The sequence below is a fragment of the Shinella sp. CPCC 101442 genome, assembly GCF_024704725.1.
Lineage (GTDB): Bacteria > Pseudomonadota > Alphaproteobacteria > Rhizobiales > Rhizobiaceae > Shinella.
In genome coordinates this window covers 202952-218830 of sequence record NZ_JALIQS010000005.1, presented here as the reverse complement: position 1 = coordinate 218830, position 15879 = coordinate 202952, and the positions used below count along the sequence as shown (strand labels likewise).

10 protein-coding genes and 1 pseudogene are annotated in these 15879 nt (G+C 60.4%); 9 read left to right on the top strand and 2 right to left on the bottom strand.

Annotation, left to right across the window (positions count from 1 at the left end):
* The first annotated feature begins 1 nt into the window (after position 1).
* The 3 genes from MUO32_RS20090 to MUO32_RS20080 are packed head-to-tail and all read left to right on the top strand — an operon-like array spanning position 2 to position 6496.
* Complete coding sequence (locus MUO32_RS20090) at positions 2-2980, top strand: TerB N-terminal domain-containing protein (RefSeq protein WP_257950160.1); 2979 nt, start codon at positions 2-4, stop codon at positions 2978-2980.
* A complete protein-coding gene (locus MUO32_RS20085) occupies positions 2977-4299 on the top strand; it encodes an ATP-binding protein (protein ID WP_257950159.1) in 1323 nt (440 codons plus the stop codon). The genes MUO32_RS20090 and MUO32_RS20085 overlap by 4 nt, the downstream gene beginning before the upstream one ends.
* Positions 4280-6496 carry a DEAD/DEAH box helicase gene (locus MUO32_RS20080; RefSeq protein WP_257950158.1) on the top strand — a complete coding sequence of 739 codons (2217 nt, stop codon included), beginning with the start codon at positions 4280-4282 and terminating at the stop codon, positions 6494-6496. The genes MUO32_RS20085 and MUO32_RS20080 overlap by 20 nt, the downstream gene beginning before the upstream one ends.
* A 131-nt stretch (positions 6497-6627) precedes the next feature.
* On the opposite strand, the pseudogene MUO32_RS20075 reads toward MUO32_RS20080, so the two are convergent.
* Positions 6628-9507, bottom strand: a pseudogene (locus MUO32_RS20075) (Tn3 family transposase); the annotation flags it as partial.
* A gap of 155 nt (positions 9508-9662) precedes the next feature.
* Here MUO32_RS20075 and MUO32_RS20070 point away from each other — a divergent pair.
* Positions 9663-10256, top strand: a complete 594-nt coding sequence (locus tag MUO32_RS20070) for a recombinase family protein (protein ID WP_257950157.1) — start codon at positions 9663-9665, stop codon at positions 10254-10256.
* Positions 10257-10466: 210 nt separating this feature from the next.
* Here the strand turns inward: MUO32_RS20070 and MUO32_RS20065 are convergent, their stop codons facing one another.
* Entirely contained in the window at positions 10467-11360 is an 894-nt protein-coding gene (locus tag MUO32_RS20065; RefSeq protein WP_257950156.1) for a LysR family transcriptional regulator, read from the bottom strand.
* A 107-nt stretch (positions 11361-11467) separates the two neighbouring features.
* Between MUO32_RS20065 and MUO32_RS20060 the strand changes: the two genes are divergently transcribed.
* The 5 genes from MUO32_RS20060 to MUO32_RS20040 all read left to right on the top strand — a co-directional run bounded on the left by MUO32_RS20060 (position 11468) and on the right by MUO32_RS20040 (position 15793).
* On the top strand, positions 11468-12094 hold the full coding sequence (locus MUO32_RS20060; protein ID WP_257950155.1) for an FMN-dependent NADH-azoreductase: 627 nt from the start codon (positions 11468-11470) through the stop codon (positions 12092-12094).
* An 89-nt stretch (positions 12095-12183) separates the two neighbouring features.
* The gene (locus MUO32_RS20055) at positions 12184-13227 is read left to right on the top strand and encodes an LLM class flavin-dependent oxidoreductase (RefSeq protein ID WP_257950154.1); all 1044 of its coding nucleotides are present in this window, start codon (positions 12184-12186) and stop codon (positions 13225-13227) included.
* A gap of 40 nt (positions 13228-13267) precedes the next feature.
* Positions 13268-13999, top strand: coding sequence for an NADPH-dependent F420 reductase (locus MUO32_RS20050; protein ID WP_257950153.1), 732 nt, complete (start codon positions 13268-13270; stop codon positions 13997-13999).
* A gap of 66 nt (positions 14000-14065) precedes the next feature.
* Positions 14066-14809 carry an SDR family NAD(P)-dependent oxidoreductase gene (locus MUO32_RS20045; RefSeq protein WP_257950152.1) on the top strand — a complete coding sequence of 248 codons (744 nt, stop codon included), beginning with the start codon at positions 14066-14068 and terminating at the stop codon, positions 14807-14809.
* A 90-nt stretch (positions 14810-14899) separates the two neighbouring features.
* A complete protein-coding gene (locus tag MUO32_RS20040; protein WP_257950151.1) occupies positions 14900-15793 on the top strand; it encodes a pirin family protein in 894 nt (297 codons plus the stop codon).
* Positions 15794-15879: the final 86 nt, after the last annotated feature.

The following is a 15879-nucleotide window of genomic DNA, read 5'->3' as shown; positions in this document are numbered from 1 at the left end:
CTTGATCAATAGAGGTTTCAACCCGGGAGCGGCTGACGGCCTGTGGGGAAAAAAATCCGCCAAGGCTCTTAGGGACTTTCAGAAAAGTCATGGCTTGGTCGTGACCGGCAAAATCGACGACGACACGACCTCCGCACTCTTTCCAGAGTACCCTGGTCTGGAGAGCAGTAAAAGCAAGCCCACTACCGACCCGGTAGGTGAGCAAACCATTCCTGAAGCGAGGTCAATACCTGTCGCCGAGACGACAACCGACCAAAAGACCAACCGTGTTTCTTCGGAAACTATAGAATCTAAGGAGAGAACCCAGGATCCGGTCGAAACCCACATCAAGCCTGAGGCGGTGACACTCACACCTGCGTTAGACGTGGGAACGAATGACAGCTCCCCGCCCTCAGCCAACGACAGCGAAGTGAGAGGCATCTATGTGATAGCCGCGCTCATACTCGGAGTATTCATTTTCGCGCGTCATCGAAAGAAGGCCAAAGCAAAAGCTGAGTGGTCGCCCCCGCAACTGGATTTGGCAGCAACGGAGAACACTCGCGATAGTTCTCGAAGCGCGAGCCAAGTATCGAGAGAACCTATTGGCCGTTCGGGCGGCACCCCACTACCGAAGCGGCCTGAGCAAACCCCCTCGCCCGCAAAACCGATTACAGCAATCCGCTTTGAGCAGGACGACGCCGCGAAGCGCCCACCTCCAGTATTTACCCCGAATAATGACATCCCAAGCCCGATCGAGGAACGGCCGACGGCGAGCGCCACCAACGCGACAACTCTCACTGCGCACGCCGCGTCCGTAAAGCAGTGGGTAATCGACAACGCTGAAGCTTCAAGAAAAAGGTATGACGAAGCTCAACGGCAGCATTTCGATACACGAGCAGACCCTCCTGCCACCTGTGTGTCGTCCAGTGGATGGAGGGAGCAAGGTTCTGAGGTCATTGTTGCAGGCGTCAAGATATCGAAAGGCCTGATCTACGTTGGGAAATCCCTTGACAAGCAAGGCCGTCGCCATGAGGCGGAAAACTGTCTGATCAATCCGGACTTGCGGGTCGCGCAATGGGGAGATCGGGAGGGGCGTACGATGGGCTATTGGCCGTCGTATTCCTCGATCACGCCTGAGGCTCGCCGAAGCTATCTAGACTGGCTTGCCGGAGACCGCTCCGATCCAAGCGCGTATATCGGTTACGTCTTCCTCTACTTTTATGGTCTTGAACGCCGATTGGTGCTGGAAAGGAGCACTTCCGATGCGGCAGTCGTCGCAGCCGAGGTCAAACGTCTCCTTGACGTTTATGGCAGCAACCACTCATTCAATCGTTACGCAACCGAACTCCTGACTGCGGTCGAGTTGAAGAGCGGGGAGCCATCTGCTCAATTCCTCGCTCGCGTGGAGCCGAACGGGTACGAGGTGCCAACTGCGATCAAGATTGCGCTCGGTGTCCGAGTTCGGGATGGCCGTGCGATGGAGCCCGATCTGCTTTATCGGTTTGCCGTGACGCATCCCGAGACACGCGCCAGAACACCTGCAAGGCGCGCGCCGGAACTCATGCGACAACTTTTCGCGCAGCAGATGCTGGCCGAATACCCTTCAGGCTTTTGCTATAAGGCGGCTCGCGCAAAGCCTCTTCAGAAGCATTACAAGGCATGCAGCGGATCGTTCGAAGTCGATATCGACGTCTTGGGTGGCAACATTCCGGACATCGCTCACCACTCCCAGCCAATTGGGGTCGCTCGACGAATCTTCGACGCCTGCTCGGACGCCCTGGACGATTACAGCCGCACGCTCGGCAGGCTGCCGGGTCTGACACCAAACCTCATGGCGGTATCGAAACTGCCGAAACCGCTGCGCATGCAGCAAGCTGGCCTTCTCGAAGGTAATCCCCTTGATCAGTTCGCAATCCTGTCACGTGATGCGGCGATAATAACCGTGGAAGATGTTGCCCGAATTGCAGGCGCGGATATCGGGACTCCTCCAACCAAGCCGAAACTAAGAGAAGTCTCTCAACTCCTTGCAGCTTTCGGGTTTGGCGTAACGTTCGACCCTGGGTTCGCAACAAAGACGCTTGGCTGGAACGACCCGGCCTTGGTGTTCCCTATTGACGCCGAGGCAACAGCCGAACCCCCCGACCGATTTCGTCATGTGCAACTTGCCGTAATGCTTGGCCTTATTATCGGGCATGCTGACGGCCATTTCGATGAACGCGAGAGGGACGCACTCATTCAACGCATCGAGCGTGAGCCGTCGCTGACGAGCGACGAACGCAACCGCCTGCGAGCCGAAGTGCGGGTGAACGAAGTTTATCCGGACCGTCTTGAAGATTGGATGAAGCGCCTGAAAGACGTCAGCCCCGACAGCAAAATGTCCGTGGCCGACGAGCTTATTTGCGTTGCATCCGCTGACGGCAACCTTCACGCAGCAGAGGTTCGAAAGCTGGAACTCATTTTCAAGCGAATGGGACTTGGAAATCAGGTGCTTTACGATCGGCTTCATGCCGGGCCGAATTCCCCGACCGCTACGGCAGACAGGACATCGGCGACGACCCAGGATGGTTCGCCCAGCGACAAACTTACGACCCGGATCGATCTCTCCAGGCTTCAGAGCATCCGGTCCGAAACGAGTGTGACCGCGAATGTGCTTGCTGACATATTCGCCGATGATGACCCCACGACATTTGAACCCGTCGCCGTAGACATAGAGGCCGCGCTCTCCGAAGGGGAAAGCTTCGAAGGCCTGGAACAACGATATGGCGCTCTTTTGAACGAGCTACGCCTGCGTTCATCGTGGTCGGCCGCGGATTTCGAACATCTTGCGCGTGATGCAGGCCTGATGCCGGGTGCTGCTCGTGAGGCCGTCAACGACTGGGCAATGGATCGTTTTGACGAGTTGCTCATCGAAGGCGACGATCCTGTCGAGATAAATCTGCATCTACTCCCCTCGCCCGAAGCGGCGATATCCAACGCCACAATGGAAGGCATATCAGCATGACGACGAAGCCACCCGTCATCCGACCGCGTGACCGAGACACCATTATTAGCGCCCTGCGGGCAGGTGTTGTGCCGCGATTGGGCCTTCAACACATCCAAGTCGGGCGGCAGCGCGAGATCGAAGCCATGATCAGCGATATCCGTCGAGTGGGCGATGGTGGGGCGAGCATTCGGTTTGTAATTGGCGCTTACGGCGCGGGGAAAACGTTCTTCCTCTTTCTCGTGCGGCAGATCGCTCTCCAGAGTAAGCTCGCTGTCTGCCAGGCTGATCTTTCTCCCGACCGTCGTATCCACGCCTCAAACGGCCAAGCAAGGACGCTCTACGCCGAACTCGTCCGAAGTCTCTCGACGCGAACGGCCCCGGATGGCGGGGCGCTCAGAAACATCCTCGAGAGCTACATTCAGAAGGCTACAGAGCGCGCGGCCGCTAGAGGCGTCTCCGTGGAAAACGCTATACGGGACGGCCTTGGCGACATACGCGAGATGGTCGGCGGTTACGACTTTGCGACCGTGATTGCGGCATATGCCCGGGGATACGAAGAAGGGAACGGCACCCTGCAGGACGCGGCACTTCGCTGGTTGCGGGGAGAGTATACGACGAAAACGGAGGCTCGCCAGGACCTCGGCGTTCGAACGATCATCGACGACACTTCGTTCTACGATGGCCTAAGATTGCTTGCGCGTTTTGTCAGGATCGCAGGGTTTGGCGGACTTCTCGTCTGTCTCGATGAACTCGTGAACCTATACAAACTCCAGAGCTCTCAAGCGCGCAACCAGAACTACGAGCAAATCCTGCGCATCCTGAACGATGTTCTCCAAGGCACGACCGAAGGCATCGGTTTCATCATGGGCGGCACTCCCGAATTCCTGCTCGATACGCGGCGTGGTCTTTACTCCTATCAGGCGCTTCAAAGCCGACTTGCCGAGAATACGTTCGCCGTGAACGGTATAGCGGACTACTCTGGGCCGGTCCTAAATCTCCCAAGCCTGACGCCTGAAGAGCTTTACCACCTCCTCGAACGGTTGCGGGATGTGTTTGCGGCTGGCGAAGCCGAAAGGCACCTGGTCCCCGACGAGGCTCTTGTCGCGTTCATGGACCATTGCTCGAACACGATCGGCGACTCCTATTTCAGAACACCGAGAAACACCGTCAAGGCTTTCGTCGATCTCCTGGCGGTCCTGGAGCAGAACCCGGGCGTCGGTTGGCAGGATTTCCTGAAGCAGGTGAACGTCGCGGAAGACCAGCAAGGGCCCCAAGACCACGACGTTATCTCCGAAGCCGACAATCCGGACGACGAACTTGCAACCTTCCGGATTTGACCGTCTCGCCCAGCCCATCCAGCGCTGGATATGGCAGAAGAAATGGCAGAGACTTCGGGACGTTCAGGAAAAGGCCATCCCGGCCGTCCTCTCTGGTGGAGACGTGGTCATTTCCGCTCGCACGGCAGCGGGAAAGACCGAGGCCGCGATCCTCCCCCTCCTAACCCGCGTCCTTGCAAAACAGAACCGTGACGGCTTTGCTATTCTCTACGTCAGCCCATTAAAGGCGCTTCTCAACGACCAGCACCGCCGCCTCGAGAGTCTTTGCGACGCCTGCGATGTTGGGCTGCACAAATGGCACGGTGACGTGTCGGCCGATGCCAAGGCACGGGCACGTAAAAGTCCAAGCGGAATTGTGCTGATCACACCGGAATCCCTCGAGGCACTCCTTGTCCGGCGGGGGCGTGAAATCCGCTTTCTGTTTTCCGCGCTGGAGGCGGTCGTCATCGACGAACTCCACGCCTTCATCGGAACGGAGCGAGGTATGCAGCTCCAATCGATCCTGAACCGGATCGAGATCGAATGTGGGCGGGAACGCATCGACCGGGTTGGTCTATCGGCAACATTGGGCGACATGGGGCTTGCCGCAGAAGCCATGCGGCCGGGTGAGGGCGCATCCGTCACGCTCGTGCATGGAAATGATGAAGGCAACGGCTTAAAGCTCCAGATAAGGGGCTATATCGAGGACGAGCCATCGCCGGATGTAGACGGAGAAGGACAAGAAACGGAACCGGGAGAAACCGAAAGCCATGGCATCCCACCCCGCGTCGCGTACGACCTCTCCAGGTTTCTTCGGGGAAGCAGAAACCTCCTGTTTGCTGGCTCCAGGCAGCGGGTCGAACTATACGCCGATCGGCTGCGCACCATGTGCGAAGAAAGCAATCTTCCGAATGAATTCTTCCCGCATCATGGCAGTCTGTCGCGCTCGGAGCGCGAGGACCTGGAAATTCGGCTGAGAGACGATCCGAGACCGACAACCGCCGTCGCGACCACCACGCTTGAACTGGGCATCGACATTGGCGACGTGGAAAGCGTCGCGCAGATCGGCCCGGGCTTTACGGTGTCATCCCTTCGACAGCGTCTTGGCAGGTCTGGTCGGCGCGCGGGCAACCCGGCGATCATGAGACTCTTTGTCATCGAAAGAGAGCCCGGACGCGGCCAACATCCCGTGGATCGCCTCAACCTCGGCCTCATACAATCAATTGCTATGATCGAGTGCCTCAAGGAGGGCTGGTGCGAACCGCCTGAACCTTCGGGTTTCCATCTATCCACTCTCCTCCATCAGATCCTCGCGCTGATCTTGCAGAAAACCGGTATCCGGCCACATATTGCCTATCGCATTCTATGCGAACGCGGACCATTTAGATCGGTCGGCAAGGGGCTCTTTGCCGACTTGCTTAGATGCATGGCGTCGCCAGAAAACCAGCTTATCGAGCAGTCTCCTGACGGACTTTTGATGATCGGGGGGAACGGCGAGAAAATCACTGAATCCCATGAATTCTATCCGGTCTTCGCAACCGAGCGCGAATATAGGGTCATGCATGAAGCGCGGATCCTCGGAAACTATCCCCTGGATTCCGCAATCAAGAACGGTGAGACGTTGATCTTCGCAGGACGTCGGTGGCTGGTACTCTCTGTCGACGATGCCACGCGCGTGATTTCCGTTCGGCCAAACCGTGGCGGAAAGCCCCCAAGATTTAGTGGGAACGGCGGTAATATCCATGATCACATCGCCGAAAAGATGCGCCAGGTCCTCTCCTCGGACGAAGAGTATCCTTACATCGACCGCGTGGCCGGAGAACTGCTAGTGGGTGCGCGCGAGACCTTTCGCAAACTCCAGCTTGAGAAGCAATCCGTCATCCCGTACGGCGATGGGGTCATCGTTTTCCCGTGGGTGGGGACCAAAAAGCTTAATACGCTCGCTCTGGCCTTTCTGAGCCGGGAGTTCAAGACAGCACCGTTTGCATTCGTGATTGAACTGCAGGAGTGCAATGTCGACGGTGTCGATTGCTATCTGAAGGCGTTCGCCCAGGGTGACCTTCCATCGACGGAAGCGCTGATGGAGGGCATTTCGAAGCCGAACATCGCGAAATTCGATGGATTTCTGTCATGGGAATTGATGACGCTCGTAACCTTGCGGGAACGTCTGGATATTGAAGCGCTGCCGGGAGTCGCATTGCGCGTTACGAGGGAATAAGCTGAAGCTAAGACCTATGAGGATAATAAGTTGGCGGCAATCAACTTTCTAACCTCGCTACAATAGATATATCTGGGCAAACGCCTCAGTAACCCGCATCGGCAGGGTTGACGTGCGGATGCCGGGAAATAATTGTCCCAACTGAGCGGGGAGACGTGTTTCAGCAACGCGTCGGGAGTATTCCGGCCCTGCTGTCGCAGATGGGTCCTTGCCCGGCTGAGATAGACGGTGTTCCAATGGACGATGGTGCTGACCGCCAGGTTGAGGCCTGAAGCTCGGAAGGCCTGACTGTCAAAGGAGCGATCACGGATCTCGCCGCGCTCGTGGAAAAAGACGGCGCGTTTGAGCTTGTGAGCGGCCTCGCCCTTGTTGAGCCCGGCCTGGCAACGCCGGCGTAGCGCCGGGCTGGAATACCACTCGATCATGAACAGGGTGCGCTCGATGCGGCCGAGCTCGCGTAACGCTTTGGCCAGATCGCTGGATTTCGACGACGCGGAGAACTTCTTGAGGATCGCCGACGGCGCGACGGTGCGCGTCGTGATCGACGCGGCAAGGCGCAGGAGTTCGTCCCAATGTTCCATGATGAGGGCAGTGTTGATCGGCACGCCGATATGATTTGCCAGCGCCGGATAGCTATCGGCCTTCTCGAAGGTGTGCAGTTTCCGGTCCTTGATATCGCGAAGTCGGGGTGCAAAGCGCTTGCCGATTAGGCAGAACAGCGCAAAAACATGATCGCTGGCGCCGCCGGTATCGGTAAACAGCTCCTCGATCTCCAGAATCGTGGCGTGGTCGAACAGGCCGTCGAGCACATAGACAGCCTCGCTTTCGGTCGGGCTAATCGGCAGGATGCTGTAATAGCCGTATTGGTCGGAAAGCCCGCTGTAGAACTTCGAGCCCGGCTCACTGCCATAATGCAGGTTGATGTCGCTGCGGCTGGCGGCCCGGTCACTGGCGCGGAAGAATTGCCCATCGGATGATGGCTGTCGTTCCGTCGCCCCAGATTTGCGAATGCGGATGGCGGGTATGGGCGTCGGTGACGCAGGCCTGTGCGGCCCGATAGGTTTCGGAGCGGGCATGGAAGCTGCGCATCCAGCCGATCTGGTGGGCGCTGATCCCCTTCGACGCCCCCGCCATGCGTTTCGGGCCGAGATTCGTGCCGTCGGCAAGCACGCCGGCCAGCATGGCGGATATGTTCAGCGGCGCATCTCCTGTCCCGACATGGGTGAACTGGTCGGCAAATCCGGTCCATTCATGCACTTCCCGCAGAAGATCGGGCACCTCGACCAGAGAATACATCTCCGTGATTTCGGCATTGAGGGCTTCCGCCGCGGCGGGAACGTCACTGGTATGCGGCGTCACGATCAACGTGCCGTTTTCCATCCTGACGCCATCGAGCTTGCCGAAACGGGCGCGCCAGGCCAGCCTTTTGAGATTGACGTCCATCATCTCCCGGACCTCGGCGAGCCAGGCCGCACCGTCGCTCTGGACACCGAGGCCGAGCTGATCTTGCCCCTTCAGAACGACAAAGGTTGGCTTCGGCATGAGATCTTCGTCTATCGGCCGGAACGACCGGCTGCCCTCGACCCACACATCCCGCGAATGCAGCCGGTCCCGTAAATGAGCGAACGTGGCGATTTCATAAAGCCGCCGATCCGGCTTGCCATCGTCGAAGATCAGTTTCCTTTCGGTCGCTCCCAGATGGCCGACCGGCACACGATCCGGCAGGATACGACGTCCTTCCACATAGAGCATTTTCAGGGTCGCGACCGCCGCAAGCAGTGGATCGTGCCGGCGGCGCGAGCGGAACGTGAATGCCTGAAGGAAGGCCCCGCGAACTTGCGGATGTTTCCATGTTGCTCGGCCACCAAAATTAGCGGCGAAGCGTCGGCGCTCTTCACCATCGCCTCAAGACCGGGTTTGATCTGCAGCAGCCGGTGCCAGCCGACATGCCGGTTTACCGTCTCGATCGCATCTTCATCGGCATCATGGGCAGTCTGCAGGGCGACGATTGTGTCGAGGAACAGCCGCAACGCCCTGGACGTTTCCATGCGGGTGTTCATGTGACGCTGCTTTTTCCGGTTGTTCGCCTGGGAGAACAGCCAGCCCATCAGCTTGATGAACATGGTCACCGCATCGTCGGTGAGCTTCTGGCCGAGTTTGATGACCTGCACCACGATCGTGGCGCGCCGACGACTGGCACCGAAGTCTCCGGCAAGCCAGGCCGGTGCTGCATCCCCCTCTCGGACCGTCTGGTCCCATCGTCCAGAGGGGACGCGGGCCTGCAAACGAGGATCAATCCCGAGCGAGCGCAGGAATGCGATACGTTCCGTCATTCCAACCAGGTTGCCCGCTCCGGGGGCGTCGGGAGCAGAACGCAGCCAATGAAAGCGCGTCTGTCCGATCGCCGGATCAACGTTCAGCAGGGCGTCGAGGGCTTCGAGCTTTTCCGGGTCGATATCCGAGATCAGGACGCTCTCAGCGCGATGGCGGGCAGCAGCGCGCGCGCTGCCAGCCCCATGCGTTCGATCATGTTCGCCACTGGCAACAGAACCCGGCGTTCCCGGTAGGTGGCAATGATTGCCTTTGCGATCGCCGCCCCCTTATCTGTTGTCGAAGCTGCCTTGATAGCTGCCAGCAGCGCCGCGCGGCGGTCCTTGCCCGTTGGACTTTTTAATTCGAGGTAGCGCAGCAGGTGTGCGGTGTGATCACGGCGAGTTTCCTCTCTGCGGGCGTAGAGCGCAAATAGCCTGGGGTCTACGTCGATCTACTCGGCGACATAATTGAGCATCGCACCCGGAGGGATCTCGTTCGGCATGAGCGTCCGGCCGGGATAAGCGCATCAGGCAGAGCTGCACCGCAAAGCCGAGCTGGTTGTGCTTGCGCCCGCGAAGCTCGATTTCCAGCCGATCGGCCGGCGATAGGGAACAATGGCGGATCAGGCCGTCTTCGTCGGTCGGAATGTCGAAAAGCTCCTGACGATCATGAGCCTTGAGAAGCGTTCGCCGGGCCACCGTTTTTACTCCTTACAATGTACGCGAGTAGCCAATCCTCTGTCCGGAAACGGACGATTGCGTACAGGGCAAAACACCCTGTCCACAAATTATCTTGACAGTATTTCGAACAGATTGGGTATTCTGGACAGCCTATTCAGACGAATTTGAGCCTTATGCCCCGCACCTTTGCCTATGTCCGCGTCTCCACGACTGGGCAAACCACCGAGAACCAACTCCAGGAAATCGAAGCCGCCGGTTTCCACGTCGAGCCGCGCCGGATCGTCACCGAGACAGTTTCCGGCAGCACCGCCATTGCGCAGCGCCGCGGCTTTTCCCAGCTCATGGACAAGCTGGAGTCCGGCGACATTCTGATCGTGACCAAACTCGACCGCCTCGGCCGTGATGCGACCGACGTCAGCACCACGGTCAGAACCCTGGCCGAAATGGGCGTGAGGGTCTATTGCCTCGCACTCGGCGGCGCTGATCTGACCAGCTCGGCAGGCACCATGGCCATGAACGTGCTCAATGCCGTCGCCCAGTTCGAGCGGGATTTGCTGATCGAGCGGACCCAATCCGGCCTCAAGCGAGCCAAGTCGGAAGGAAAAGCCCTCGGCCGCCCCTCGACGCTCAGCGAAAAACAGAAGCAGGATGTCCGCGAAGATCTTGCGGTAGGGATGAGCGTTTCAGCCATCGCTAGGAAATTCGCGACCAGCCGGCAGACCATCATGCGGGTTCGTGATGAAAGTTCACGATCGGTTCGACCTTAGCGTACGATTTTGAACAGACCTTGTTCCGACCCCATTCATCGAGAGCAATCGGCTGATAAGCTGCCTCGACGATTGGATCATGCCGGAAGAGTGGCTTTACCTGTACTATCCGGCACGCAAATATCTATCAGCCGGCTTGCACGCGATTATCGAAACAATGCGGGCAGGTTCATCAGCGTAACCTTCGCGATGGCAGCAACCCCGCGCACATCAATTCGGACGAGAGCAACTTCCTATCTCGACAACCAGGGCATCGATCAGCATTCGCACCTTGGCGGGGACATAGCTGCCCGGCGGGCGAAGCGCATAGATGCCGTATTCGGGCTGCGCGAATTCGGGCAGCACCTCCTCCAGCAAGCCTGACGCCAAAGCTTCATCCACCAGGAAACTCGGCACATTGCCAATGCCCAGTCCGGTGGCGGCCCAATGCACGATGGTATCGCCGCTGTCCGTGCGCAGCCGTCCCGAAGGACGCACGGAGACCCATCGGCGGCCCTGCCGAAACTGCCAGTCTCCGCCACCCGAGTAGACAAGGCACTCATGCCCGCCCAGCTCCGCGAGCGTTGAAGGGCGGCCATTCTGATTGAGATAGGCGGGCGACGCGACAAGCATCGCCCGGACGGGCGCGATCTTGCGCCCGATCAGGCTGGCCTCGCGCGGCTCACCGATACGGACGGCCAGGTCGAAACCCTCGCCGACCATATCCACGACACGATCGCTGAAAGCCACGTCGATCTCCAGCCGTGGATAATCCCGCGCCAGCCGCCCCAGCACCGGCGCGACGTAGCGTTGCCCCAGCACTTGTGGAGCGGCCACGCGCAGTCTTCCACCGAGGTCGCCGCCCTTTCCAGAGACAACGTCACGCGCCTCCGCCACCTCGGCCAGGATGCGATCGCAGCGACGACGGAACTCCAGCCCGGCTTCGGTCGGCACGATGCCGCGGGTGGTGCGGGTCAGAAGCTGTACCCCGAGATCCTCTTCGATCGCTGCGATACGGCGGCTGACGATGGACTTCGACAAGCCGAGCCGGATCGCCGCGCGGTTCAGTCCACCCGTGTCTATGACCTCCACGAGGCAGCGCATATCGTCCAGTCCTGTCGTCAAGGTGTTCCTCCAAGCGCAACATCGCAGCGAATTTTTACACTCTAGTGGCTCGGTTTGAGAAACGCCAGATTAGGCAGGACAAATCGTCCCCCAAAGGAGTTTCGGCCATGACAAAAGTACTCGCTATCCGCAGCAGCATCCTCGCCGAGGCTTCCGCCTCGAACAAGCTCGTCCACGGTGCTCTGTCGAACTTTCAGGCAGCCAATCCGGCGGCGCGGATCGTCGAGCGCGATCTCGGTACCCATCCGATCCCACACCTTGATATCGAAGCAGCCACCGGCCTGAGGTCGGCACCCGTCAATCCGGTGCAGGAGAAGGCGCGCGCCCTGTCGGACAAGCTGATCGAGGAGGTCAACGACGCCGACGTCCTGCTGATCGGCGCACCGATGTACAATTTCGGCATCCCGTCGGGGCTCAAAAGCTGGTTCGACTACATCCTGCGTGCCGGCATCACGTTCCGCTACACCGAAGCCGGTCCCGAGGGGCTGGTGAAAGGCAAGCGCGCGGTCGTGGTCCTGACGCGCGGCGGGCTCTACAGCGAAGGTCCGATGAGCGTCATGGATGCGCAGGAGCCGCATCTGCGCACGCTCCTGAACTTCATCGGCATCACCGACGTGACCTTTGTGCGCGCCGAGAAACTGGCCTTCGGCCCCGAGCACCGTGAAGCCGCCATCGCAAAGGCGCTGGACGAAATCGTCGCGGAGTTCCGCCCGGCGCTTGCCGCTGCCGCCTGACCTGCAATCCGCAATGCCGGTGAATGACGCAACACCGCTGCATTCGGCGAAACTCAAAACACCGACAAAGATCGATGAAAGGGACCGCCATGGCTGATCATGGACACGATCTGGAATTTGGAATCGGAACCTTCGCCTTCCAGACCAACAACCCGGACGGAACGAAGGTCGATGGCCGGCAGGTCGTCCGCGAGGTCGTCGAAGAGGCCGTCGTCGCCGAGCGCGCTGGCCTCGACTCGTTTGGGATCGCCGAGCACTATCGCCCGGGGATGATGGATACCGCCGCTCCGGTGATGCTCGGCGCGATCGCGGGGCGCACCTCGACCCTGCGCCTGGGCACGGCGGTGACTGTGCTGAGTACCCAGGACCCGGTGCGGGTATACACCGAGTTCGCGACCTTGGACGCCGTCTCGGGTGGTCGCGCGCAGCTCATCGTCGGCCGGGGTTCGGCGATCGAGTCGTTCCCGTTGTTCGGCTACGACCTCTCCGACTACGAGGAGCTGTTCGAGGAGAAGCTCGACCTGCTCATCAAGCTGCTGCGGGACCAGCCGGTCACTTGGTCGGGCAAGTTCCGGCCGCCGCTCGTCGATCAGGTGCTGGAGCCTCCTGTCGCGCAGGGATCGATCCCGGTCTGGGTGGGTGTCGGGGGGAGCCCCAACTCGGCCATCCGCGCCGCCCGGTTCGGGCTGCCGCTTATGCTCGGCGTGATCGGTGGGTCGATCGAGCGCTTCGCGCCGCTGGTGGATGTGTACCGGCGGAGCATGGAGAAGTTCAGACAGGAGCCCCAGCCCGTGGGCCTGCATGTGCATGGCTACATCGCCGACACCGACGCCGAGGCGGTCGAGACGTTCTGGCCCGTTTGGCAGGCGATGATGAACACCGAAGCCCCCAAGCGCGGCTGGGCCCCGTTCCGGCGCGAGCGGTTCGACGCCGAGGTGCGGGCCGGGTCCCTCGTCGTCGGCTCTCCCGAGACCGTCGCACAGCGCATTGCCCATGGAATGAAGGTCGCCGGCGCCACCCGGTTCGACTTCGTCGCCGCCGCGAGCCGGATGCCGCACGCAGACAAGGTCGAGAGCATCGAACGGTTCGGCCTAGAAGTCGTCCCACGCGTGCGAGAGCTGCTGGCCGACTGACGCCGAGCAACCCGAAGGAGCCATCCAAGGAGGAGAGATCATGAATATCCCGCGCCCCGCGACACCGACCGGCCAAGCTCTGGACGCCGTCAATCCGATCCGCACGATCGCAATCCTCGGCGCGGGGAAAGTGGGCCTGGTCCTTGCCCGCCTCGCACTCGCGGCCGGCTACCGCGTGCTCATCGCCGCCTCCGATGACCCCGCACGGATCGCGATCACGGTCGACGTATTTGCCCCTGGCGCGTTCGCCGTGAATGCAGCCGATGCCGCCCGCAACGCGGACGTCGTGATCCTGGCGTTGCCTCTTGGCAAGTACCGGAGCCTCCCCAACGATCAGTTGCGCGACAAACTCGTGATCGATGCGATGAACTATTGGCCGGAGACGGACGGAGTCCGCGACGACCTCAGCGACCCGCGCACCTCCACCAGCGAGATCGTTCAGGACTTCTTGTTCGAGTCCCGCGTCGTAAAAGCCTTGGGTCACATGGGCTACCACGACCTTCAGGACGAGCCGAAACCCGCTGGCACCCTGGGCCGCAAGGCGATCGCCGTCGCCGGAGACAACGAAGCAGACGTCGCCAGGGTCGCAGCACTCGTCGACTCCCTTGGCTTCGACCCGGTTCCCCTGGATTCGCTCGCGTCAGGTATCGCCCTGCAACCGGGAAATCCCGCCTTCGGGGCCGACGTCACCGTCGCTGAACTCCACGCCCTCATTCGAGAGGCGAGCATGCACACGGAGCTTTCAAGCATCGGAATTCAGTCCGCCCCGTGACGCCGCTGAACAGCACGGCAATCGACGAAACCCAGGCATCAACACAGATCCAAGAATGAACACATCATGCCAAACAGATTTGCCGGAAGAACAGTCATCGTAACAGGCGCCAGCAGCGGCATCGGGCGGGCGACGGCGCGCGCATTCAGCGCAGAGGGCGCCCGCGTCATTGCCACCGATGTAAACGCGGCGGGACTTGAAGCACTGGCCGCGGAGTTGGGCGACTCGGTCGTCACCGTGACCGGGAACATCGCAAGCCAGGAAACCGTCGACGCGGCGTTGGCCTTGACCAACGGTCGGGTGGACGTACTCGCCAATGTCGCGGGGATCATGCACAAGTTCCTTCCCATCGGCGAGGTCGACGACGCGACCTGGGACAGGGTGCTCGATGTCAATGTCACGGCGCTGATGCGCCTGACCCGTGCGGTTCTCCCGCTCATGATCTCGGCCGGCAAGGGGGCGATCGTGAATATCACGTCGGCGGCGGGGCTGCGTGGATCGGCCGCTGGGGCCGCCTATACGACGTCCAAACATGCTGTGATCGGCCTCACCAAACACACGGCCTTCATCTATGGGCCGAAAGGCATCCGGGTGAATGCAATCGCCCCGGGTGCTGTTGCAACGGGGATCGAGGCGCGGCCGACGTCTGCGCTCGCCGAAGAGAGGATCATGCCTCTCTCAGCGGTCATCGTGCCGCCGGCCGCTTCCGCCGAAAGCCTCGCGGCGAACATTCTCTGGTTGGCAAGCGATGAGGCCGAGAACATCAACGGCGCAGTATTGCCTTCCGATGGAGGTTGGTCAGCGGCCTGACGAGATGCGTTTCAAAGCAAAGGCCCGACTGGGTTCATTGGGTGCCCTGCTGACAGCGGGCTACCTCGACACACAAGGATAGGAAAAATCATGTCTACGGCTTCCACATCCCAAACGCCGGGTCGGCCTCTTCCTCGGAGCATCTCACGGATCACGCAGGCTGGAACTCCTGCTGCAGGCTTCGCTGGACCAGGTCACACGGCAGCCCAGGTGTTCGGGCCAGAGCAGCTCAACCGCACCGACCCGTTCGTCATCTTGATGGACGACCGGCTCGACTTCCATTCCGGACAACCAGTGGGGGATGAGCACCCGCACGCCGGTATCGAAACGGTGACACTCATGCTCGAAGGCTCGCTCAACGATCCGGCAATCGGTGTGCTTGAGACAGGTGACGTGGAGTGGATGACCTCAGGGCGAGGTGTCATCCATAGCGAAGACCTCAGCGCAAACGGCTGGGCACGTATTCTCCAAATCTGGATCGCCCTGCCCTCTGCGGAAAGGACGACGACGCCAGACCTGCAGATCGTGCCGTTGAGCACGTTGCCCACTCGTCGAGAATCGGGCGTCGAGGTGCGGCTCTATAGTGGGCGGACGGGCGATCTTGTTTCGCCGACGCACAATCGCGTGCCCATAACCATGGCGGACTTCCATCTTGACGCTGGCGCCGGCGTCGCTCAAACCCTGCCGGGGGCACAGACAGGCTTCTTCTATGTCATAGGAGGGTCGTTGCAGGTCGGCGGCGCACAGCTTGGTGACGGTGACGTAGCTTGGTTCGACTGTGCTGAAGCGGCCGAAACGGAATTCCTTCTGCAGGCGGGAGATACTGGCGCGCGGGCTGTTCTCTACGCCGGCACGCCAATCGACGAACCGCTGGTCCATCGCGGTCCGTTCGTCGCTGGATCACTCAATGAGCTTGATGAAGCCTATCGAGGTTTTCGGGTGGGTACGTTCGAACGCCTCAGCCGGATCAGCCAACGTGACTGACCGCGTTAACCCTCGGAGCACCTGCTCCATAGCGCGGCTCTGTCGCGGCTCCAGCTTGTAGTCACGCCCTCGCAACGGTCTCCCCA

Excerpts from the sequence above, each read along its gene's own strand:
- MUO32_RS20085 (WP_257950159.1), top strand. The coding sequence starts at position 2,977 with ATGACGACGAAGCCACCCGTCATCCGACCGCGTGACCGAGACACCATT.
- MUO32_RS20070 (WP_257950157.1), top strand. The coding sequence starts at position 9,663 with ATGCCCCGCACCTTTGCCTATGTCCGCGTCTCCACGACTGGGCAAACC.
- MUO32_RS20060 (WP_257950155.1), top strand. The coding sequence starts at position 11,468 with ATGACAAAAGTACTCGCTATCCGCAGCAGCATCCTCGCCGAGGCTTCC.
- MUO32_RS20055 (WP_257950154.1), top strand. The coding sequence starts at position 12,184 with ATGGCTGATCATGGACACGATCTGGAATTTGGAATCGGAACCTTCGCC.
- MUO32_RS20050 (WP_257950153.1), top strand. The coding sequence starts at position 13,268 with ATGAATATCCCGCGCCCCGCGACACCGACCGGCCAAGCTCTGGACGCC.
- MUO32_RS20045 (WP_257950152.1), top strand. The coding sequence starts at position 14,066 with ATGCCAAACAGATTTGCCGGAAGAACAGTCATCGTAACAGGCGCCAGC.
- MUO32_RS20040 (WP_257950151.1), top strand. The coding sequence starts at position 14,900 with ATGTCTACGGCTTCCACATCCCAAACGCCGGGTCGGCCTCTTCCTCGG.